The following is a 22034-nucleotide window of genomic DNA, read 5'->3' on the forward strand; positions in this document are numbered from 1 at the left end:
TTTTGTTTTTTTGATTAATAATAAATGCTTGCTAAAGGATACGAAAAAGCATATCAGGGGGATTAATTTATTAATATAAAGTAGCGTCCAACTTATAAAAGATAGATATAGGTGGAGGGGTACGAGTATTAGTTAAAAGAGATATTAATATGAAAAAATTACCAATAAATATGTTAAAATAACATTGTCATATAACAAGGGGGATTCGTTTGATGGAAAAAGAGCATCTTGCTAAAGTAGATGTAACGAAAAGAATTGAATCAAAATCTAAGTACAATAAGAAACTTGAAAAATATCAAATGCGTTTATTGGCACTACAACAAATATTAAAAGAAGAGAAAATAGCCGTTATGATGGTTATGGAAGGTTGGGATGCGGCAGGTAAAGGCGGAGCAATTAAGCGAGTGACTGAACATCTTGATCCACGCGGATTCCAAGTAAATCCAATTGGAGCGCCTGCTCCTCATGAAAAACGGTATCATTATTTGCAACGTTTTTGGCGGAAACTGCCTCAGTACGGGCAAATTACTATATTCGACCGTTCATGGTATGGGCGTGTATTAGTTGAACGTGTTGAAGGCTTTGCTACAAACGAAGAGTGGACGAGAGCGTATGATGAAATTAATGATTTCGAAAAACTATTAACAGATGATCATTACATAATAGGAAAGTTTTTCTATCATATTAGTAAAGAAGAACAGTTAAAGAGATTTACAGAAAGAGAGAACAACCCTCTTAAAAGGTGGAAAATTACAGATGAAGACTGGCGAAATCGTGAAAAATGGGATGAGTATGTCGAAGCAATAGAAGACATGTTTGAAAATACAAATAAGCCGAATGCAAAATGGCATATTATCGCGAGTAATGATAAATTATACGCCCGTTTGAAAACATTGAAAGTAATTATTTCATTAATTGAGGATTATTTCTTAGAGCATAATATAGAATTACCTTCTTATTATAATGAAATAAAAGAAGGAAAGAAAAAGAAAATTGAATCTGTGCAAGATGCAGGGGTTAAATAGTAAAAAGGTTTGTATAGGAAATATGAAGGGAAGCTGTCTTGTAATTTGGTAAACCCAAATTACAAGACAGCTTTTTTAGTTAGAAACATTTTACAATTCATAGAATAAGGTATATAATCAATAATCATATTAACGATGTTAATATGATTATTGATTATATACTGCGTGGGGGTCTTATTTTGAAGGGAAGAGATGTTGTTTTAGGTTTATTAATGGAAAAAGAATTGTCTGGTTATGACATTAAAATTGTGTTTGAGGATGTATTTACTTACTTTTTTGATGGAAGCTTTGGAATGATTTATCCAACGTTACGACAATTGGAAAAGGAGGGGAAAATTAAAAGAGAAATTGTCATGCAAGAAGGGAAACCGAATAAGAAAATGTACTTTATTACAGATGAAGGGCGTGAAGAGTTTTATAAATACATGCAAACGGATGTAGAGAAAGACGTTTTACGTTCAGATTTTTTAATGAGGATGTATTTTGGTAATTATAGTGATGATAGGGCGATAAAAAAATGGATTGAAGACGAAATTGAAAGGAAAGAAGCGTACATTGCGGATCTTCGTTTGAAATATGAAAAATGGAGAGAAGGTATTACTTTCGTTGAAGAAATTTCGCTCGATGTAGGTATTGCATCATATAGTGCACAAGTAGAGATGTTGAAGAGGAAGTTACAGCAATTAGAAGCAAAAGAAAACAATAAAACGGAAGAATGAAAAACACGTTCACAATGAATAAAGGGGTAGATTAACATGGAGCAGTCAAAGGGTATTAAGATTGTCTTTTTAATGTGCTTAGGTATTTTTCTTTGTATGATTGATACAACGATTATGAATATAGCTTTACCAGCAATACAATCGAGTGTAAATACTTCATTAGAGAAGATGTCTTGGGTATTAAATGTTTATACAATGACGATTGCAGTACTCGCAATCCCGCTAGGACGGATAGCTGATATTTTTGGGAAAGCAAAGGTGTATATTCTCGGTTTAATTATTTTTGGTGGTGGATCAGTGCTTTGTGCTTTTGCTAATACAGGTGACTTCCTTATTTTTTCTCGTTTTATACAAAGTGTTGGAGCAGCAATTTTATTTCCGACAAGTATGGTAATTGGTGTATCAGCTATGCCGTTAGCAAAGAGGCATGTTGCACTTGCTATTTTAGGAGTAACGCAAGGATTGTCAGCTGCACTTGGTCCGGTAATAGGCGGAATTATTACGCAAAATGTAGGATGGAGATGGGTATTCTTCGTCAATGTTCCGATTTGTATTCTTGGAATCATTTTATGCTGTATTATGTTACAAGTAAAAAATGAAGAACGTATTATTTCAAAAATTGATTGGATTGGACTCATATTAAGTAGTTTAGCGATTTTTTCTTTTACTCTCGTATTAGTGAAAGGCAATACGTGGGGATGGCAAAGTAATATCGCTTGGTCTTGTTATGCAATTAGCACTATTTCTCTTATTCTATTTGTTCTAGTGGAACGAAAGATTCATAATCCGATGGTGAATTTAAAATTATTTAAAGATCGAATGTTTGTAGGGGCGTCTATCGTTGTTATATTAAGTAATTTATTTTTAATTGGAGTAACTGTATTACTTCCAACATTCTTGACAAAAATACAATACCGAACGGAAATTGAAGCTGCTTTTTTAGTGACACCTATTTCAGCGATGATATTTTTTGTCTCACCGGTTGCAGCAACTTTAATTAAAAAATTTGGAAAAGTAACTATTATTTTGTCAGGGTTTTTTGTTATGGGCCTATCCTACTATTGGTTGCAAATGATTGACGTTAATTCAACAAATATAGAAATTATTATCCCATGTATGATATTAGGTGTTGGATATGGTTTAGTAGTGGGGCCAATTACAGTTTTAAGTGCATCTTCGTTTGAAGGAGAATTATTAACTGCTTCTCAAACTGTCGTATCGATGTTACGTCAAGTAGGTATTGTATTAGCAGTAGCGATATTTGTATCTAACTTAACACACAACTTATCTGTAAATAAAGAGAATGTATATCGTTATGCAGCAGAAAAAGTGCGTAATATTCATGTGGATAGTGCTCAGCAAGCTGAGATATTACAGGTAACAAAAGAAAAAATAGAGAAACAAAGTATAGAAACAAATGTAGAAAAGAAACAAAATGAAACATTGGTGGGATTAAGTAAAGAGAAAAAAGACGAATTAATTCACCAAAAAGTGGATGAAGTATTAAGTGGAGTTCCAGTAGAATATCGAGAGATAAAAAGAGAAGAAGTTACGAATCGAGTAACAAAAGAAGTTGAAAAACAAGAGGAGAGTATAAAGAAAGAAGTACTTGTATTTTCAAAAGATGTAAGTCAGTATGCCAAAAATAAGATGGCTATGAGTTTTACTGATTTATATAAAGCGAGTGTTCCAGTTATTTTAATTTGTGCTTTAGTAAGTTTGTTATTTTGGGAAGGGAGACTTCGAATTAGTAGAAGAAAGAAGAAGCTAGTGGAAGAGTTGTAGTAATAAATATCACTCATATTATAAAATAGTTTCGGATCCAACTTTTTACTGATTTGGGTGAGGATTAATCCGATGAAAACTTGTAAACTTCCTATCCATGTTACGTGTATGATAGAGCTATGTTCAATAATTATACTACCAATATAAGAACCAGTTGCAATTCCTATATTAAAAGAAGCAATATTTATAGCAGAAGCTACATGTGTAGTTTTAGGAGAAATACGATCTGCTAAAATCAAAGTATATAATTGAAGTCCTGGAACATTCATAAAGGCGAATAATCCCATTGAAGCTACAGCTATTAAACCAAGAATTTTGAATGGAGCTGCAAAGTATAACAATAAGAGTACAACCGTATGAAATATAAAGATGTTGGATAAGGAGTGGATGGGGTAAGTATTCGTCACCTTTCCACCGATTAAATTTCCGATTGCAATCATAATCCCATAGAGGAAAAGAATAATTGTTACGCTATTTAAAGAATACATTGTGACATCCTGTAACAGTGGAGAAAGGTAAGTAAATACTGTGAATGTTCCGCTCGAAATAAAAGCGGTTATAATAAATACTAATAATAATCTTGTATTTGTAAATAATTCTTTAAAATCTTTTAGTTTTGAAGGTGTGCCTTTTTCTTCGGATTTGGGTACAAGTAAAAGTGTTGAAATATATGCAATGGCGCCGATAATTGTAATAAATAAGAAGGCCATTCTCCAGCCGAATTGTATACCGATGAATGTACCGATAGGAACACCGGTAACAGTTGCAATAGTAAGGCCAGAAAACATAATGGAAATTGCTTGTGCTCGTTTATTTTCTGGAACTAATGAAGCGGCCATTAATGAACCAATGGACATGAAAACACCATGCGAAAAAGAGGCTATAATTCTACCTATTAATAATACAAAGAGATTCGGAGCAAGAGCGGATATACCATTTCCAATTATAAAGACAAGCATGACTAATAATAACAATTTTTTTCTAGGTATCCCCGCTGTGAGAGAAGTTAGTACGGGAGCACCGATTGTCACACCTAACGCGTAAACAGTGACAGTTAGTCCCGCCATACTAACAGGAACAGCTAAATCATTAGAAATTAAAGGGAGTAGGCCAACACTTATAAATTCTGTGACACCGATGGCAAATGCTGAAATAGCCAATGTTAATAAGGCAAATGCTCGATTACGTTTTACATTCATTTTTATTACCTCCATGTTTTATAATTCGGCATATCCAGAAATTCCGATTAATGTTTCTGTTAACTATATTAATCGGTAATTCCCGATATGTCAAAATTAAAAGTCAAACACATGACTGGACAAATTGACATATCGTAAATAGCCGATTAATATGGGGATATGAATAGAATCGAAATTTTTAAAGCTCTTTCAAATGATACACGTTTAAATATTTTGGAATGGTTGAAAGAACCAGAGAAATACTTTGATAAACCATCAGCACATTTATCAAAAAATATTAATGAAAAAGGCGGTGTGTGTGTAGGGGATATTCAAGAAAAAGCTAACCTTTCTCAATCAACCATTTCACAATATCTTTCTATGATGCAAAAAGCTGGGTTATTAGAATCGACAAGGCACGGTCAGTGGACATACTACCGGAGAAACGAAGCTACAATTCGAGAAATTACGGATTTTCTTAAAGATAACCTTTGATAAAAAATAAACAAAAAAGCACAAGTGAAAATTTGTGTTTTTTGTTTATTTTTATTGTAAATATGGAGTGAAAGCTCAATTGTTTAATCGTTAGTTATTACTAGAAATATTAGTGTTTATTTATAAAAAGCAAAGTTAGTATGGAATTCTAGATTCAATTCCTCTAAATTATGACTATAATATCTTTTATTATTAAAATTAGTAAAGTCAATTCCGGTGCAATGTTCTAGATTTCTATCTAAAATAATGATAAAGTCTGGTTAGAAAATCTTTGTGAAGTAAAGGGAAGAATGAAATATTAAAAAGAGAGATTCATTTCATAAAGCAGGTGAGGAAATGCTAGGTAAGGTGGATGATTCAATAAGTGGTCATGTGTATACAGAAGAAGAACAACAAAAATTATATAAACGAACGTTAATAATAGTTAGTATTTCACAAATGTTCGGCGGAGCAGGGTTAGCCGCTGGAATTACAGTAGGTGCACTACTTGCACAGCAAATGCTTGGAACAGATGCATATGCAGGATTACCGGCTGCTATGTTTACAATGGGATCTGCGGTAGCGGCTTTCTTTGTTGGGAAGTTATCGCAAAAATATGGTCGCCGAATAGGACTTGCAACAGGGTTTATAGTAGGGGGACTAGGGGCTATTGGAGTTGTATTGGCTGCGTTAACAAATAGTATTATTCTTTTACTAGTTTCTTTACTCATATACGGTGCAGGTACAGCGACGAATCTACAAGCTCGTTATGCTGGTACCGATTTAGCAGATAAGAAGCAGCGAGCAACTGCTATTAGTATTACGATGGTTATGACGACTTTTGGTGCGGTGGCTGGTCCGAATTTAGTAGGTGTAATGGGGGATTTTGCCCATTCAATTGGAATTCCTAACCTTGCTGGTCCGTTCATATTATCAGCAGCGGCATTTATACTTGCGGGTCTTGTACTTTTTGTTATGCTTCGTCCAGATCCATTAATTATTGCTAACATAATAGAAACATATAAACAAGAACATACATATAAAGGGCAACCAGTAACAGAAGAAATAATAGAGAATAAGCGTGGTGTTACCGTTGGAGCAATCGTTATGATACTTACTCAAATAGTGATGGTTGCGATTATGACGATGACGCCAGTTCATATGGGACACCACGGTCATGGTTTAAGTGCGGTAGGTCTCGTGATTGGTTTTCATGTAGGTGCAATGTACCTTCCATCGCTTGTTACAGGAATGTTAATTGATAAAATTGGCCGTACTACGATGAGTATAGCTGGTGGGATGATTTTACTTGCAGCGGGTGTCATAGCTGCGATAGCACCGAGTGATTCTTTATTATTATTAATTGTTGCTCTTTCTTTACTTGGATTAGGATGGAATCTCGGATTGATTTGTGGTACAGCACAAATCGTTGACTCCACAACTCCTTCTACACGTGCTAAAACACAAGGGAAAATAGATGTTTTTATTGCGTTAGCCGGAGCTTCAGGTGGAGCGATGTCAGGAATGGTAGTAGCTAATTCCAGTTATGCGGCATTATCATTAGCGGGAGGGGCTGTAGCCCTACTGCTTATTCCAGTTGTGATATGGTCTCGGATAGGTAAATAAATTTCATGAAATTAAAAAGAGGTTCTAGTTATTCCCTAGAACTTCTTTTTAATGTATTTAACTTAAATCCCATGCCACAATAAGCCCTAAATGCGTAAGCCCACCACCAAATCCGTATAGCAAAAGTGTGTCTCCGTTATTTAATCTTCCTATTTTTCTAGCTAAATCTAAAGCGAGTGGAATAGAGACGGAAGATGTATTCCCCATATCTTCCACACTCGTTAATGTTTTTTGAATAGATATTTTTGATTTTTCGCAAATAGATTCAATCATTCTTAAGTTAGCACTATGTGGTATGAACCAGTCTATATCATCTATTTGCAAATTTGCAGTATGTAATAGTTCTTTTATGCCGTATGGTACTGTTCGTACAGCCCATTTATATACTTCTCTTCCATTTTGAACAATTTTTTCACTTGTTTGTAGTGGTGTGCCATTCATAGTAGTAGATAAGTTTGTTCTGTATAGATGAATGCCACCGTCACCGTTTGTTCCCATGTGAGCAGCGATAAAGCTTGGTTTGTTTTCATCTCTTTCTAATAAAATAGCTCCAGCGCCATCACCGAACAAAATACAGGACGTTCTATCGGTGTAATCAGTAACTTTAGATAATGTCTCTGTCGCTATGACGAGTACTTTTTGATGTGATCCAGAAGTGATTAAGCTATTACCGACATGCAGTCCGTATGTGAAACCAGCGCAAGTCGCATTTAAATCAAAAGCTAGTGTATGAGGTATGTTGAAGTATTGTTGTATTTGGCAAGCAACACTAGGGAAAACATAGTCAGCAGTAGTTGTAGCGACGATGATACAGTCAATATCCTCTAAGTTTTTCTTATATGTTGTACACAAATTTTCGATTGCTTTAATGGCTAAGTGTGAGGAGTATTCGTCTTCGTTAGCAATTCTTCTTTCTTTCATGCCTGTTCTTTGTACAATCCATTCATCATTCGTATGGACCATCTTTTCTAAATCGTTATTAGACAATACTTGATCTGGAACATAAGTACCAATTGCGGTAATACGAGATTTAGAATTCATAGGAACATCTCCTAACATATTTTTATAACCTGATACTAATATCAGGTTATAAAAATGTCAATAAAGATTTTCTGTTTAATAAAATTAATATATTTTAATAAATAGAAAGGGATTTGAGGAGTGATGTCCAAATAATATACGGAAAGCTTCTAAAATTGATACTTTGAAGGGGTCTGAGATTCTTGAAAAGAATCATTTATTTGTTGTCTCTTGTTTTAATTTGTAGCTTTACTTTTTTTATTTTGCCAGAGAAATCTTATGCTTGTGACTGTATTAATGTATCACCAGAAGATGCATTTCAAAAAAATGATGTGGTGTTTGAAGGTAAGGTGTTAGAAGTTCAAGAGAAAGGTGAAGGCGGAATTAAAACATTATTTGAAGTGAAGAAAATTTGGAAAGGGACAAGTTCTTCGCGAATTATTATATATACAAGTGTAAGTAGCTGTGCATTTCGTTTTGCAGAGGGAGGAGAGTACTTAGTCTTTTCTTCTTATAGAGGAGAGGAAAAGTTAGAGACATCTATCTGCAGTGGAACGAAGAGATTAGATGAGGCAGAGATTGAGAAAAATGCTTTAAGTCATATTGCAAAAGAGTCTGTTCCGACGAAGAAAGTGGATTTAAAAGATGAAATGGTAAGCGGTTTAAGTTGGTGGCAAGTAACTATCATTTCTATAGGTGTGTTATTGTTAATTGCTGTTGTTATTTTTATTGTGAGAAGAACTCGCAAAAAATGACGATTAAAGTAAAAATATAAAGATTTTCTTTCTGTTTCTATAGGTGGTTTAATCTTGTGAAAGCGAATTACTTATGCTACACTTTATGTAACTTAAAATGAACGGAGGGGCTTCCTTTGATCTTAATCAGATTACGTCTCAATACTTTGTGCCAATAATTGAATAGCGCTCAAAGGCTCTGTCTGTGTACAGAGTGAACGGGATTGGTCTGCCTATTTTAAAGGAACCCTTTATTAAGCTTATATGTGAAAAAGAGGGAGGGACGAATACGCCCTCTTTTTGTTTTGCCTTTATAAATAGAATGGGATAGTATAGGTAAACACTTGTTGGATACGTATACTATCTTGGGACTTTTTGACCATGTATAGGACGAAAGCACTGCTTTCTTCTATTTCTTTGGTGAACCCTTATCCGTTTACGAAAACACAGGCAGTGACCTGTGTTTTTTATTTTGCGTAATCGAAATGGAGGAATAAATATATGGAAGAATTATTACAAAGAGCAATATTAGTTGGAGTGAATTTAGGTAAGGAAGCTGATTTTGCATATTCGATGGAAGAGTTAGCAAATCTTACGGAAGCTTGTGATGTGGAAGTAATCGGTCAAGTGACGCAAAATTTACAACGAGTAAATCCGTCGCATTATATTGGAAAAGGGAAGATTGAAGAAGTAGCAGCGTATGTGAAAGAAGCAGATGCAAATATGGTCATCTTTAATGACGAATTATCTCCTTCACAAATTCGAAATTTAGAAGAGGATTTAGATTGTAAAGTAATTGATCGTACCATTTTAATTTTAGATATCTTTGCGCAACGTGCGAAAACGAAAGAAGCGCAGTTGCAAGTAGAAGTGGCCCATCTTCAGTACATGATGCCTCGTTTAATCGGTCTTCGTGAATCTTTAGGAAGACAAAGCGGGGGAGTTGGCACGAAAAATAAAGGTGTCGGTGAGAAGAAGTTGGAATTAGATCGTCGTAAAATTGAAGAACAAATTGCGGCTCTAAATAAAGAATTAGAAGCACTTGTTGCACAGCGCCAAACGCAGCGTAAACAACGTAAGAAAAATGAAATTCCAGTTGTGTCGTTAGTAGGATATACGAATGCAGGTAAATCAACGATAATGAATACAATGCTTGAAATTTTTAATGGTACTGTAGAGAAACAAGTATTTGAAAAAGATATGTTATTTGCGACGTTAGAGACATCTGTACGAAATATTGATTTGCCGGATAATAAATCATTTTTATTAACGGATACTGTTGGATTTGTAAGTAAGTTACCGCATCATCTTGTGAAAGCATTCCGTTCAACGCTAGAGGAAGTGGCGGAAGCAGATTTACTTATTCACGTTGTAGATTACTCAAATCCCAATTATGAGCAATTAATTGATATTACAAATGAAACGTTAAAGAAAATTGGCGTGGAAAATATCCCGACGATATATGCATATAACAAATCAGATTTGGTAGATGTTGAAATTCCGAAAGTGCAAGAAGATCGCGTTTATCTATCTGCGAAGAAACATGTTGGAATTAAAGAGCTTGTAGAAGTAGTTCGTTCACACATTTATAAAGAGTATACGAAGTGTGAAATGTTAATTCCGTATGATCAAGGGCAGGTAGTTTCGTATTTCAACAATCATGCACACGTTTTATCTACGAGTTATGAAAACGAAGGTACGAAAATGGCACTAGAATGTAAGACGAGTGATTATGAGAAATATAAGCGTTTTTCTATTTAATAAAAAAAGGCGATCCTAATATGTTTTAGGATCGTCTTTTTCTTCATAGTTGCAAGCCTTCCTTTCGTCCTGCCTTAGTATAAAAGAAAATACAAAGAGTTCATATAAATAAATCCGACAAAGCAGATAGAAAAAACATATTTTTTTAGAAGTTGAATTTCTGGAAAAAGAAATGAAACCAGTATAGAATAGAAATGTTTCAAAACTCAGAATTTATTCTGATTAAAGTCTAAATTTATTACACTAACTGTAATAAATATATATTTTGTACAGGAAGGAGAAATACACATATGCAGGCAGTTTCACAAAAAAATACAGTAGAAACACCGACAATATATCGAATATTATTTGCGATTAGTTTCGGACATTTTTTGAATGATTCGATGCAAGCGGTTGTGCCCGCGTTGTTTCCTATTTTGGAAAAAACGATGAATTTATCCTATATGCAAGTAGGGTGGATTGCGTTTGCGTTAAATATGACGTCATCGATTATGCAGCCGGTTTTTGGGATGTATTCAGATAAGAAGCCGTCACCATTTTTATTACCGCTCGGTATGTTTTCGAGTATGCTTGGGATGATTGGACTCGCATTTGCACCGAACTTTATAGTTGTTATTATTTCTGTTTTATTTATTGGATTAGGTTCCGCGGTCTTTCATCCAGAGGGCGCTCGTGTTGCTTATATGGCAGCCGGTGCAAAACGAGGTTTAGCGCAAGCGATTTATCAAGTTGGAGGAAATACAGGGAATTCTCTAGCACCTATTTTTACAGCATTAATTTTCGTTCCGCTCGGTCAAATTGGTTCTTTAGGCTTTACAGCCTTTGCAGCAGTAGGAATTGTATTACTAATTTTCGTATCAAATTGGTATAAAAATGAATTAGCCACTGGTGCTGTAAGAAGGAAAAAGAGGGCTGCACTTGAGGCGGAAAATGCGATTGTAAGTACGCACATTAAATTTGTTATTATACTTCTTGTTTTTCTAACATTTGTACGTTCTTGGTACGGTGCTGGTATCGGGAATTTCTATCAATTTTATTTAATAGAGCATTACGGTTTATCTATAAAAAATGCACAGTATTTCGTCTTCGCTTTTATGATTGCTGGTGTATTAGGTACTTTCTTTGGTGGTCCGTTAGCAGATAAATTCGGTAAGAAAAAGATAATTGTTTTTTCGATGCTCGGTTCAGCGCCGCTTGCACTATTGTTACCTCACGTTTCTCTTATGTGGGTTGTACCGTTATTTTTATGCATTGGATTTATTAGTTCTAGTAGTTTTAGTGTAATTGTTGTATATGCACAAGAGCTTGTTCCAGGGAAAGTTGGAATGGTGTCAGGATTAATTGTCGGTCTTGCGTTTGGTCTTGGAGCATTAGGTGCTGTAGTCCTTGGGAAATTAGCTGATATGTATAGTCTTCAATTTATTATGCTATTATGTAGTGGTTTACCATTAATTGGACTTACTTCATTGTTACTGCCAAATGATAAGAAAACGATAGAATAGGGGATGCGCTATGAAATTATGTGAAAACGTTACAGAATTAATAGGAGATACACCTGTTGTCCGATTATCTAAATTTATTCCAGAGGACGCAGCGGATGTGTATGTAAAACTGGAAATGTTTAATCCGTCACGCAGTGTGAAAGATCGCGCTGCCTATAACTTAATTCATATTGCCGAGGAACATGGTCTCATTAAGCCAGGTGATACAATTATTGAACCGACAAGTGGAAATACAGGAATTGGCTTAGCGATGAATGCAGCTGCTAAAGGATATAAAGCGATTTTAATTATGCCAGATAATATGTCCAAAGAGCGTATTAATTTATTGAAAGCATACGGCGCAGAAGTAGTTTTAACACCAGCAGAACAAAGAATGCCAGGAGCAATTGCGAAGGCGGTAGCGTTACAAAAAGAAATTCCAAATAGTTTTATTCCGCAGCAATTTGAAAACCCAGCAAATCCGAATATACATCGTTATACGACTGCACTTGAAATTTATGAACAAATGGATGGAGATCTTGATGCATTTGTAGCAACGGCGGGAACGGGTGGAACAATTACAGGGACCGGTGAAACATTAAAAGAGAAACTACCAAACTTATATATTGCAGTAGTAGAACCGAAAGGATCACCAGTTTTATCTGGTGGTGTTCCAGGCCCTCATAAACTAGTAGGAACAAGTCCTGGTTTTATTCCAAAAAACTTAAATACAGAAGTGTATAACGAAATTATTCAAATTGCGGATGAAGAAGCATTAACTACAATGAGAAACTTAGCAAGACAAGAAGGCTTATTAGTAGGACCATCTTCAGGAGCTTCTGTGTACGCTGCAATTATGATTGCAAAACGCTTAGGCGCTGGTAAAAAAGTTTTATGTATTGCACCTGATACAGGTGAGCGTTATTTGAGTATGGGGCTATTTGAATAAAAGTGATAGAAGCACCTTAATAGTAAGGATGAAAATCCGCTATTAAGGTGTTTCTTTTAGAAAAATAGATAATGGGTGAGTGGGGAGAATGACAATGAAGCTATTGAAACCAACATACGAATATAGCGAACAAATTATGGAGTATAGGCAGGCGTTTTTACATTCAGGAGAAGAACCGCACGGTAGTTGTTCTTTACAAAATTTCGATTCTATTGGTGAATGGTTTGAAAAAGTAAGTACACAAGAAGGGGGGAATTTACCATCTAATCGAGTGCCATCTAGTCAGTTTTTTAGTGTTGAGAATGGAAAAATAATAGGTTTTGTGAATATTCGACACCGGTTAAATCCAGAGTTATTGTGGGAAAGCGGTCATATCGGTTATAGTGTTCATCCGAATAAACGTCGCCAAGGTTACGCAACTGAGCAACTGCAACTTTCATTGGCTGAGGCGCAAAAATTTGGGTTGAAGAAAGTGCTAATAACTTGTGATAAAGCTAATATTGGTTCGGCTAAAACGATTCAAAAGGTTGGCGGTGTGCTAGAAAATGAAGTAGTTTCTTCTAATTCTGGCGAAATTGTTCAGCGTTATTGGGTAGAAATATGATTTAGTGGAAATTTGAAAAGGTAATATAATGTTTAATATCGAAATAGATAAATAAAAAGTAAGGGGAGTACTGCAGTTTTAGGGGGAAATGCAATGGGATTAAAAGAGAAAGCGATAGAGGTGTCGGAGATTTATAGGCAAAACCAGAAAGTCGAAGCTATTATTTTAGCAGGATCTGTAGCGAGAAAGTTAGAAGATGAACATTCAGATATTGAATTACATATTTTATGGTCAGAACCACCAGAGGATGAAGAGCGTCTAGGTCCAATTAATAATATTGGTGGAACGATTTTGTCATATCATCCTTACGAGGACGAAGAATGGTCGGAAACGTATTTGACGAAAGAAGGAATTAAACTAGAGATTAGTAACTTTTTAACATTGACAGTAGAAAAAATTATTTCAGAAGTTATAGAGCAGTATGATATAAATTATGAGAAACAATGTATTGTATCATCGGTTCATGATGGTGTGAGTTTGTATGGAGAAGTAAAAGTACATGCTCTAAAAGAAAGAGTTGAAGCATTTCCAGAAGAACTGGCGAAAAGGATGATTTCAGAAAACCTTTGGTTAAGCAATCGTTGGCATAATCGAGAGGCGCTTTTAAAACGAAAAGACTGGCTTATGCTTTATGATGTTATTTGTGAAGTACAAAGGGATTTATTCGGTGTTTTATTCGGTTTGAATAGAATGTACGTGCACCATCCTGCATTTAAATGGATGGCTTATAATGTAGAGCGTATGAATATTAAACCTGAAAATCTATATGAGCGTATGGCGGATACGCTGATAGGGGAACCAGAGTATAGTGTACAGGAGTTAGAAGTGTTGATCGAAGAGGTATTACATTTAGTAGAACAATATGCTCCAGAATTAAATATTGCTGAACAACAAAAGCGCATTCAATATGCGAAGTAAAAAAACAAGAGATGTAACAACGCGTTACATCTCTTGTTTTTTTATTTTACTAACTTTCCTAATACAGGTAATCGTCGAATCCTATCACCGAGAATATGCGAAGCAAGTCCACTCGTTAATACGAATAAAAGATAAACAAGTCCTCCTGCTGATGCGCATATAAATACAATAATCAGTGATTCTACATAAGATTGGCCAGGAATAATCCAGCTTATAAATGCTCTTAATACGATCACAACAGCAGACATTGCTGCGGAGTAAATCGTAATAAGAAATACTGTTTTTGCTGTTTCGCCAATTTTAAATTTCGCAAACTTAACGATGCAGTACAACATAATAATATTTGAAACGAGATATCCGAGAATTGTTCCAAGTACAGCACCATGTCCACCGAATAAATGTAAGAGCGGTGTGTTCACCACAATTTTAACGAGAATACCGGCTGAGAATGCAATCATTGTTTTTCTTTGATAATCAATTCCTTGTAATATAGCAGCTGAAACTGTGAAAATTGCACTTAATACAGCAGAAGGTGCAAATGAAATTAAATATTGTGATCCACCAAGTGCAATTTCAGGATTTACATAAACCATGCGGAATGCATCGTAAGCGATACTAGCAAGACCGAATGCGGCTGGGATAGTGAAGAATAATAATACTTGAAATATCTTTGAAATTTGTCCTTGTAATTCATCTAGCTTCCCGCTTGTAAATGATTTCGTTATAGCCGGAATAATTGTTAATGAGAATCCAGTTGCAAGTGAAGCCGGAATCATAATTAACTTTTGGGCATAGTTCGTTATATAAGCGAAAACTGCATTCGCGGTTTCTAAAGGTTCTCCCATTGCTCTAAGGACATCAGCTACGGTATATTGATCTACTAACGTATAGAGCGGGATTGCAATGCCTACAAATACAATTGGAATTGCATAACGTAGTAATTCCATATAAATACTTTTTAACGGAATGTTTGATGATCTCGTTTTCAGCTCACCTTCAGGAGGTTTTAATCCATTATATTTTTTCCAGTACATCATTAAAATAGAGACGCTTGCAAGTGCCCCGATAACAGCACCAAATGTAGCAACTGCAACAGAAGAAGCTACTGAACCTCCTAATAGTTTTGAGACGATAAAACTACCAACTAAAATGAAAACGACACGTGCGATTTGTTCTACGACTTGAGAAACAGCACTTGGTTTCATATGTTGAAAACCTTGGAAATAACCACGTGTAACACTCATAGCTGGTACGATAATAAGCGCGAAGCTTAATGCTCGCATTGTAAGTGTTACGTCTGCGATAAATTGTGGATCTGGTGTTTTCGAGCGAATAATAAATTGTGATATGTACGGTGCTCCAATAAATAAAGTTAAAAATCCTAAAAAGCCCATAAACATCATTAATTTTACGCTCGAGTTATACAATTTTTTACTTGTACTATAATCACCAAGTGCATTATGTTTTGCAACAAATTTTGAGACGGCAATAGGAATACCAGCTGTTGAAAAGCTTAATAAAATACCGTACCAAGAGTATGCGTATCCATATAAAGCGACCCCTTGCGTTCCAACTAATAATTGAAAGGGGAAAAAGTATATAAAACCTAAAATTCGTGAAATCATTGTTGCACCACTTAATAAAGCGGTACCTTTTAAAACTTTTGAAGTAGACAAAATTCTTTCCTCCTACTCGTGCTGTCTTGCATTTATCGTATACTACTATAAACCTGCTAGAGAAGTTAATACAGTATAAACCATAAATGTTCTAATACTATTCATACAAAAGTCATATTTTGAATCTTTAAATAGAATGTAATGCATAAAAATTCAAAATATAAGTTGACACTATTTTTAATATATGATAAAAATGATAGTAATCAATTCGGAAAATAATATTTGGGCAATGAAAGGGTATAGTAGTGAATATCTCCCTATTTCAGAGAGCTGATGGTTGGTGTGAATCAGTATATAGATTATTCATGAAGTTCGTCCTGGAGCATCTTTCATAAATCTCACATTATGAGGAAATGAAAGACGGTAGTTTATACCGTTATCAAATAAAGTGGTGAAGATTGTTTCACAACTAGGGTGGTACCGCGATATTTATCGTCCCTACGTATTTACGTAGGGACGTTTTTTATTTAGGTCCTAATTTTGGTGTGGCTTCATAACTAGGGTGGTACCGCGATATTTTATCGTCCCTACGTATTTGCGTAGGGACGTTTTTTATTTAGGTCCTAACTTTGGTGTATCTTCACAACTAGGGTGGTACCGCGATATTTTTGTCGTCCCTACGTATTTACGTAGGGACGTTTTTTATTAGGGAGGAAGTGAACGTATTAGAAAAGAGTATGGATAGGACAATATAAATACCGGATTGTAAAACAGAAAAAGATAAAGAGAGGAGATTAACAAATGAATTCACAGCAATGGACATCGAAATTAGGTTTCGTATTAGCTGCAGCAGGTTCAGCAATTGGTCTAGGGGCGATTTGGAAGTTCCCGTATATGGCCGGAATTGGAGGGGGCGGCGCGTTCTTCCTTATTTTCATCGGTTTCACATTATTAATTGGTTTACCGCTATTATTAGCTGAATTCGTTATCGGAAGAAGTACACAAAAAGAGGCTGTTGATGCGTATAGCGAAATCGCACCAAAAACACTATGGCCTTGGTTAGGTAAATTAGGGATTGTAACTTGTTTCATACTACTTTCTTTCTACAGTGTTGTAGGGGGATGGATTTTACTATATTTATGGAATGCAATTACAGGTAGACTATGGGAAGGAAATGGGGCATACGAAGCTACGTTTGGTGAAATCATTTCCAATCCATATTTAGCAGTTGGATCACAGCTATTATTCATCCTTATTACTATTTTTATCGTAAGTAAAGGTGTACAAAATGGTGTTGAAAAAGTAAATAAATATTTCATGCCAGCATTATTCGTATTATTCTTTGTACTAATTGTTCGTGCACTTACTTTAGACGGTGCTGGAGAAGGAGTTCGATTCTTCTTACAACCTGATTTCTCAAACGTAACGTCAGAAATCATTTTATATGCAATGGGGCAATCGTTCTTCTCACTATCTGTTGGTGTAGCCGTTATGGTAACGTATAGCTCGTACTTACCGAAAGAAGAAAGTTTACCGCGTTCAGCATTTTCTATCGTAGCTTTAACGCTTGTGATTACATTACTTGCAGGACTAGCAATTTTCCCAGTTGTATTCGCATTTGGAATGGAACCATCTCAAGGACCGGGACTATTATTTATCGTATTACCAGCTATTTTCAGTAAAATGGCGTTCGGAAAATTATTCTTCATTGTTTTCTTATTACTATTCTTCTTTGCTACTATTACATCAGCAATTTCGATGTTAGAAATTAGTGTTGCGTCTTTAACAACTAAAGGTAAAAGTAAAGGGAAACGTGAAAAAATGGCATTAATTGTTGGCTTGTTAATCTTTGTTGTAGGGGTTCCATCAGCCTTATCGTTTGGTTTGTTAAGTGATGTGAAACCATTTGGGAAAACAATTTTTGATTTAGCAGACTATGCGGTTAGTAACATACTAATGCCACTTGGTGTTTTATTAGTTTCCATCTTTGTCCCTTTAAAAATGAAGAAAGATGTATTAATGAAAGAGCTTGGTGTAAGTAAAAATAAAGGCTATAAGCTATTCGTATTATGGTTATTCTTACTTCGCTATATTGCACCAATTGCGATTATTATCGTATTCCTAAATGTGCTTGGAATTATATAAAAGAAAGGTAGCGTATCGAGATATGATACGCTACCTTTTTATTTTGCTTTTTTTTGCAATTCGTTTACTGTCACGAATTGATAGCCCTTTTTAGATAAAGAGTCTAAAATACCTTCAATAGTTTGCAGATTTTCATTAGATTCATCGTACATAGGGTGCAATAAAATGATAGAACCTGGTTTTACATTTTTACTAACATATTCAATTTTATCAGCTGTAGATGTATAAAAAGTATCAGGTTCAAGGTCCCATGTGATTGTTTCGATATTATTTTTATTTAAATAATAGGGCAGACCAATTAGCTTTTTACCGTTAGGTGGTCTAAAATCAATTTCGCCTGTAAATCCTGTTTGGCGGATTAATGAATTCGTTTTTTCTATTTCTTCTTTAATAAAAGAAGGTGTTTTAAAAACCATTCTGTTATGAGAATATGTATGATTTCCAAGTTGGTGTCCAGAGTGTACGATAGCTTCTCCTAACGATAGGTTTTTCTCTAATTCATTTCCGATTAAAAAGAAAGTAGCTTTTGCATTGTATCGATCTAGTAGCGGTAATATTTGTTTAACATTGTTAGTAGGACCATCATCAAAAGTTAAAGCAATCACTTTTTCATTTGTTTCTACTCGGTTTGTTAAACCTCCAAACAATTGAAAACTTCTTGCGTTCATCAATTTGTATGTTCCGAATAATGCTACAGTAATAATGAATAATGTAACGATTGTAATGATTATATTCTTTTTCATAACGCAACCTCACTATACTTTTGGATTGGACTAAAAAGTATTATATCAAACTAAGTAACTTCGTGCTTTAAAAAGGATGTGGATGCAAGGGGAAGAAATTTATCATATAATAAAATGCAAAAGGTATATTAGGAGGTATTGATATGGCGATTACAATTCAATTGCCAGACACTGCAGCGTCTCATGCAAAGCCAAGTATGGAAATGGCGATACTTTGCGTGGGGTAGACAAGTAATATACAATCGCCTAAATGAGCTCGTATCATTTTTTATATTTGGCTTTGCACCTTATTGAAATGAACCATAAAAAATAAGGGGCGAGCAGAAATGAAATATGTTAAAGCTGCGACGGTTTTACCAGAAAGTTTAATTGCTGAAATTCAAAAGTATATACAAGGTGAAACAATTTACATTCCAAAACAAGAAACAAAACATTATAAATGGGGTACACAATCTGGAGGAAGAAAACAACTAGATGAAAGAAACAAAGCTATTAAAGAAGCGTTTAAAAGTGGAATTTCCATTCATCAACTTGCGGAGGAGCATTTTCTTTCCGGAGAAACGATTAAAAAGATTGTGTATTCTAAATGAAAATAAAAGAGTCTAGTTCAATTATTAAATTGAACTAGACTCTTTTTGTTTTGTATCTATTGGATATGAATGGGCAAGATAATAGAAAAAATGTGCCGGCTTTTTACTAAATAGAATATAGAGCATTTGAGTGAAAAGCAGAAAGGTGAGCATATATGAATCATCTAGGACAAATAACGATAGAACTATTTTTTGGTTTTTTTGTGCTATTGATTGCTACTAAAATATTAGGGAAGACACAAATATCTCAGTTAACGCCATTTGATTTTATTTCTGCCATAGTTCTCGGAGAATTAGTAGGAAATACTATATATGATCCGGAAATAAAAGTATGGTCTATTTTATATGCAGTACTTGTATGGGTAGTGTTAATTTATACAATAGAAGTGATAACGCAAAAATTTAGAGGGACGAGAAGTTTTTTTGAAGGCTCTCCGTCAATCATTATCCGTAATGGATATATTGACCGGGAACAACTAAGTTCAAATCATTTGGACATTAATCAACTACAACAAATGCTAAGACAACAAAAAGATATATTTTCAATCCGAGAAGTTGAATATATGATTTTGGAACCTAATGGAAACATAAGTGTTCTGAAGAAAAGCAAATATGAATCTCCTACTATAAATGATTTAAGTTTAAAACATAAACCTGTATACTTACCGATTTCATTAATTAGTGATGGAAGAGTAGTGAAAGATAATTTGAGGGAAGCAGGTTTTGATGAAGGATGGCTTTATAAACAAATAAAGCAAAAAGGGATTACTAAATTTGAAGATGTATTATATGCAGAATGGAAAACAGATGATGGTTTCTTTTGTCAGGAAATGCCTCGGTAGAACATAGTCAGAGTATGTAATGTTCATTTCTAAGTTATCTTTTACATATCAAAAAGCTGAATCATTGTATACAATAAGACTAGATCAACAATTTGTATGGAGTGATAAAGATGGAAGCTTTTATTAGAAGTGATCAATACAATTTTATAAAGTCACAAGCTTATATTTTAGCAAATGGGCATGCAACGGCAAATGATAGGGGTGTAATTCAAGCGTTAAAATCACTTGCGATTGAAAAGATAATACATGTATTTGAGAATTTAACGGATGAACAGAAAGAGTTAATTGATACGGTATTAACAGTTCAAAATAGAGAAGATGCAGAATCGTTTTTAATGAAAATAAATCCGTATGTCATTCCGTTTCAGGAAGTTACAGCACAAACATTAAAAAAATTATTTCCTAAAGCGAAAAAATTAAAACTTCCTGATATGGAAGAACTGGACATGAAAGAATTATCTTATTTAAGCTGGATTGATAAAGGGTCAAGCAGGAAATTTATTATAGCGAAAAATGATAAAAATAAGTTTGTTGGTCTGCAAGGAACATTTCAAAGTTTAAATAAAAAAAGCATTTGTTCATTATGTCATGGGCATGAAGAAGTAGGAATGTTTTTAGTTGAAATTAAAGGTGATGTACCAGGAACTTTCGTTAGAAAGGGAAACTATATTTGCAAAGATGGTGTAGCTTGTAATCATAATATGAAATCGCTTGATAAGTTACAGGATTTTATTGAGAGACTAAAGAAATAAAATAGAAGACCTCTAGTATTTAAACTGGAGGTTTTTATTTTTGAAGAAGAAGTAATAGGTTCCTTTGGAGATGTAGATTTATAAAAAAGTTAGTTCATTTATAATGAAATTTGATGAAAATATCTATTTGGATACAGTTGCTTATATGCAAGGAGGTAAAACATGAATTACATTTCACCGAAAGAAGAGGTGTTAAAAGTGAAACGGTGGCCTAAAGATACGATAGCGGCGGGTCGTGGTCATACCGTTGCTCTTAAATCAGATGGCACGGTGGTAGCAATGGGACGAAATAAAGAAGGTGAATGCCATGTAAGCGGCTGGTGTAATATTGAAGCAGTCGCAGCGGGCAATGTTCATATGGCGACGAACACGGGTAATGCTCATACAATCGCTCTTAAATGTGATAATACTGCGGTTGCAGTGGGGTGGAATAAGCATGATCAATGTGATGTAAACGACTGGCATAATATTGTATCGGTTGCGGCGGGCTGGCGTCGTACCTTTGGCCTGAAACCGGATGGCACGGTGATAGCGGTGGGACGAAATAAAGAAGGAGAATGCAATATAAGTAGCTGGCGTGATATTGTGGCGATAGCGGTGGGTGACTGGCATACAGTCGGTCTTAAATTGGACGGAACGGTGACGACTGTGGGTAATAATCGGTATGACCAATGCAATGTAAGTAGCTGGCATGATATTGTGGCGATAGCGGCGGGATATCTTCATACAGTTGGTATTACATCTGACGGTATGGTGACGGCTGTGGGTAATAATAAACAGGGTCAATGTGATGTAAGAGAGTGGCGCAATATTGTGGCAATAGCGGCAGGGAGTAATCATACAATCGGACTTAAATTAGACGGTACCGTGGTGGCAGTGGGCTGGAATGAGTATGGTCAATGTAATGTAAGTGATTGGCGCGATATTGTAGCGATAGCGGCTGGTTGTGCGCATACGGTCGGACTTAAATCAGACGGCACGGTGGTCGCGGTAGGTAATAATGAATTTGGCCAATGTGATGTAGGTAACTGGAACGGTATTCGACTGCCGGTTAATTAGTTTTAACGACTGG

At 35.1% G+C, this 22034-nt stretch carries 19 protein-coding genes, 1 pseudogene and 1 other annotated feature; of the genes and pseudogenes, 16 read left to right on the forward strand and 4 right to left on the reverse strand.

Going from position 1 to position 22034, the window contains the following annotated elements:
- Window positions 1-212: 212 nt before the first annotated feature.
- The 3 genes from MKX37_RS08855 to MKX37_RS08865 all read left to right on the forward strand — a co-directional run bounded on the left by MKX37_RS08855 (window position 213) and on the right by MKX37_RS08865 (window position 3529).
- Complete coding sequence (locus MKX37_RS08855) at window positions 213-1025, forward strand: polyphosphate kinase 2 family protein (protein WP_078421909.1); 813 nt, start codon at window positions 213-215, stop codon at window positions 1023-1025.
- Window positions 1026-1204: 179 nt separating this feature from the next.
- Complete coding sequence (locus MKX37_RS08860; protein WP_050000203.1) at window positions 1205-1744, forward strand: PadR family transcriptional regulator; 540 nt, start codon at window positions 1205-1207, stop codon at window positions 1742-1744.
- Between the two features lie 36 nt (window positions 1745-1780).
- Window positions 1781-3529: an MFS transporter gene (locus tag MKX37_RS08865; protein WP_078421908.1), complete on the forward strand. Its 1749-nt coding sequence runs from the start codon at window positions 1781-1783 to the stop codon at window positions 3527-3529.
- Between the two features lie 29 nt (window positions 3530-3558).
- Here the strand turns inward: MKX37_RS08865 and MKX37_RS08870 are convergent.
- Window positions 3559-4728: pseudogene (locus MKX37_RS08870) on the reverse strand (MFS transporter); the annotation flags it as partial.
- Between the two features lie 159 nt (window positions 4729-4887).
- Between MKX37_RS08870 and MKX37_RS08875 the strand changes: the two are divergent.
- Entirely contained in the window at window positions 4888-5202 is a 315-nt protein-coding gene (locus tag MKX37_RS08875) for an ArsR/SmtB family transcription factor (protein WP_050000206.1), read from the forward strand.
- Between the two features lie 336 nt (window positions 5203-5538).
- Entirely contained in the window at window positions 5539-6807 is a 1269-nt protein-coding gene (locus MKX37_RS08880) for an MFS transporter (protein WP_050000207.1), read from the forward strand.
- Window positions 6808-6864: 57 nt separating this feature from the next.
- Here the strand turns inward: MKX37_RS08880 and MKX37_RS08885 are convergent, their stop codons facing one another.
- Window positions 6865-7848 (reverse strand): ketoacyl-ACP synthase III, encoded by a 984-nt coding sequence (locus tag MKX37_RS08885; RefSeq protein WP_078421907.1) that lies wholly within the window; start codon window positions 7846-7848, stop codon window positions 6865-6867.
- 182 nt (window positions 7849-8030) lie between these two features.
- Here MKX37_RS08885 and MKX37_RS08890 point away from each other — a divergent pair, with 182 nt between their 5' ends.
- From MKX37_RS08890 to MKX37_RS08915, 6 genes are all read left to right on the forward strand, one after another.
- Entirely contained in the window at window positions 8031-8582 is a 552-nt protein-coding gene (locus MKX37_RS08890) for a hypothetical protein (RefSeq protein ID WP_016126767.1), read from the forward strand.
- Between the two features lie 480 nt (window positions 8583-9062).
- Window positions 9063-10322, forward strand: a complete 1260-nt coding sequence (gene hflX / locus MKX37_RS08895; RefSeq protein ID WP_002126761.1) for a GTPase HflX — start codon at window positions 9063-9065, stop codon at window positions 10320-10322.
- Window positions 10323-10612: 290 nt separating this feature from the next.
- Complete coding sequence (locus MKX37_RS08900; RefSeq protein ID WP_078421906.1) at window positions 10613-11824, forward strand: MFS transporter; 1212 nt, start codon at window positions 10613-10615, stop codon at window positions 11822-11824.
- Between the two features lie 10 nt (window positions 11825-11834).
- Window positions 11835-12752, forward strand: a complete 918-nt coding sequence (cysK, locus tag MKX37_RS08905) for a cysteine synthase A (protein WP_078421905.1) — start codon at window positions 11835-11837, stop codon at window positions 12750-12752.
- 94 nt (window positions 12753-12846) lie between these two features.
- Complete coding sequence (locus MKX37_RS08910) at window positions 12847-13356, forward strand: GNAT family N-acetyltransferase (protein WP_016126768.1); 510 nt, start codon at window positions 12847-12849, stop codon at window positions 13354-13356.
- 93 nt (window positions 13357-13449) lie between these two features.
- A complete protein-coding gene (locus MKX37_RS08915) occupies window positions 13450-14274 on the forward strand; it encodes a DUF4037 domain-containing protein (RefSeq protein ID WP_003188604.1) in 825 nt (274 codons plus the stop codon).
- 41 nt (window positions 14275-14315) lie between these two features.
- Here the strand turns inward: MKX37_RS08915 and MKX37_RS08920 are convergent, their stop codons facing one another.
- Window positions 14316-15950, reverse strand: a complete 1635-nt coding sequence (locus MKX37_RS08920; protein WP_003188602.1) for a putative polysaccharide biosynthesis protein — start codon at window positions 15948-15950, stop codon at window positions 14316-14318.
- 220 nt (window positions 15951-16170) lie between these two features.
- Window positions 16171-16393: a binding site (T-box leader), on the forward strand.
- A gap of 298 nt (window positions 16394-16691) precedes the next feature.
- Between MKX37_RS08920 and MKX37_RS08925 the strand changes: the two genes are divergently transcribed.
- The gene (locus tag MKX37_RS08925; RefSeq protein WP_002126767.1) at window positions 16692-18035 is read left to right on the forward strand and encodes a sodium-dependent transporter; all 1344 of its coding nucleotides are present in this window, start codon (window positions 16692-16694) and stop codon (window positions 18033-18035) included.
- A gap of 38 nt (window positions 18036-18073) precedes the next feature.
- On the opposite strand, the gene MKX37_RS08930 is transcribed toward MKX37_RS08925, so the two are convergent.
- Window positions 18074-18778, reverse strand: a complete 705-nt coding sequence (locus MKX37_RS08930) for a polysaccharide deacetylase family protein (protein ID WP_002126769.1) — start codon at window positions 18776-18778, stop codon at window positions 18074-18076.
- Between the two features lie 326 nt (window positions 18779-19104).
- Here MKX37_RS08930 and MKX37_RS08935 point away from each other — a divergent pair, with 326 nt between their 5' ends.
- From MKX37_RS08935 to MKX37_RS08950, 4 genes are all read left to right on the forward strand, one after another.
- Window positions 19105-19368, forward strand: coding sequence for a CD3324 family protein (locus MKX37_RS08935; RefSeq protein ID WP_002012161.1), 264 nt, complete (start codon window positions 19105-19107; stop codon window positions 19366-19368).
- A gap of 155 nt (window positions 19369-19523) precedes the next feature.
- Window positions 19524-20210, forward strand: a complete 687-nt coding sequence (locus MKX37_RS08940; RefSeq protein ID WP_078421904.1) for a DUF421 domain-containing protein — start codon at window positions 19524-19526, stop codon at window positions 20208-20210.
- Window positions 20211-20320: 110 nt separating this feature from the next.
- On the forward strand, window positions 20321-20962 hold the full coding sequence (locus MKX37_RS08945) for a FusB/FusC family EF-G-binding protein (protein WP_002126776.1): 642 nt from the start codon (window positions 20321-20323) through the stop codon (window positions 20960-20962).
- Between the two features lie 162 nt (window positions 20963-21124).
- On the forward strand, window positions 21125-22021 hold the full coding sequence (locus tag MKX37_RS08950; RefSeq protein WP_002126777.1) for an RCC1 domain-containing protein: 897 nt from the start codon (window positions 21125-21127) through the stop codon (window positions 22019-22021).
- Window positions 22022-22034: the final 13 nt, after the last annotated feature.

Origin of the sequence: Bacillus sp. FSL R5-0709, from assembly GCF_038004785.1 — a bacterium.
Lineage (GTDB): Bacteria > Bacillota > Bacilli > Bacillales > Bacillaceae_G > Bacillus_A > Bacillus_A mycoides.

Excerpts from the sequence above, each read along its gene's own strand:
- MKX37_RS08855 (WP_078421909.1), top strand. The coding sequence starts at position 213 with ATGGAAAAAGAGCATCTTGCTAAAGTAGATGTAACGAAAAGAATTGAA.
- MKX37_RS08865 (WP_078421908.1), top strand. The coding sequence starts at position 1,781 with ATGGAGCAGTCAAAGGGTATTAAGATTGTCTTTTTAATGTGCTTAGGT.
- MKX37_RS08875 (WP_050000206.1), top strand. The coding sequence starts at position 4,888 with ATGAATAGAATCGAAATTTTTAAAGCTCTTTCAAATGATACACGTTTA.
- MKX37_RS08880 (WP_050000207.1), top strand. The coding sequence starts at position 5,539 with ATGCTAGGTAAGGTGGATGATTCAATAAGTGGTCATGTGTATACAGAA.
- MKX37_RS08885 (WP_078421907.1), bottom strand. The coding sequence starts at position 7,848 with ATGAATTCTAAATCTCGTATTACCGCAATTGGTACTTATGTTCCAGAT.
- hflX (WP_002126761.1), top strand. The coding sequence starts at position 9,063 with ATGGAAGAATTATTACAAAGAGCAATATTAGTTGGAGTGAATTTAGGT.
- MKX37_RS08900 (WP_078421906.1), top strand. The coding sequence starts at position 10,613 with ATGCAGGCAGTTTCACAAAAAAATACAGTAGAAACACCGACAATATAT.
- cysK (WP_078421905.1), top strand. The coding sequence starts at position 11,835 with ATGAAATTATGTGAAAACGTTACAGAATTAATAGGAGATACACCTGTT.
- MKX37_RS08910 (WP_016126768.1), top strand. The coding sequence starts at position 12,847 with ATGAAGCTATTGAAACCAACATACGAATATAGCGAACAAATTATGGAG.
- MKX37_RS08915 (WP_003188604.1), top strand. The coding sequence starts at position 13,450 with ATGGGATTAAAAGAGAAAGCGATAGAGGTGTCGGAGATTTATAGGCAA.
- MKX37_RS08925 (WP_002126767.1), top strand. The coding sequence starts at position 16,692 with ATGAATTCACAGCAATGGACATCGAAATTAGGTTTCGTATTAGCTGCA.
- MKX37_RS08930 (WP_002126769.1), bottom strand. The coding sequence starts at position 18,778 with ATGAAAAAGAATATAATCATTACAATCGTTACATTATTCATTATTACT.
- MKX37_RS08935 (WP_002012161.1), top strand. The coding sequence starts at position 19,105 with ATGAAATATGTTAAAGCTGCGACGGTTTTACCAGAAAGTTTAATTGCT.
- MKX37_RS08940 (WP_078421904.1), top strand. The coding sequence starts at position 19,524 with ATGAATCATCTAGGACAAATAACGATAGAACTATTTTTTGGTTTTTTT.
- MKX37_RS08945 (WP_002126776.1), top strand. The coding sequence starts at position 20,321 with ATGGAAGCTTTTATTAGAAGTGATCAATACAATTTTATAAAGTCACAA.
- MKX37_RS08950 (WP_002126777.1), top strand. The coding sequence starts at position 21,125 with ATGAATTACATTTCACCGAAAGAAGAGGTGTTAAAAGTGAAACGGTGG.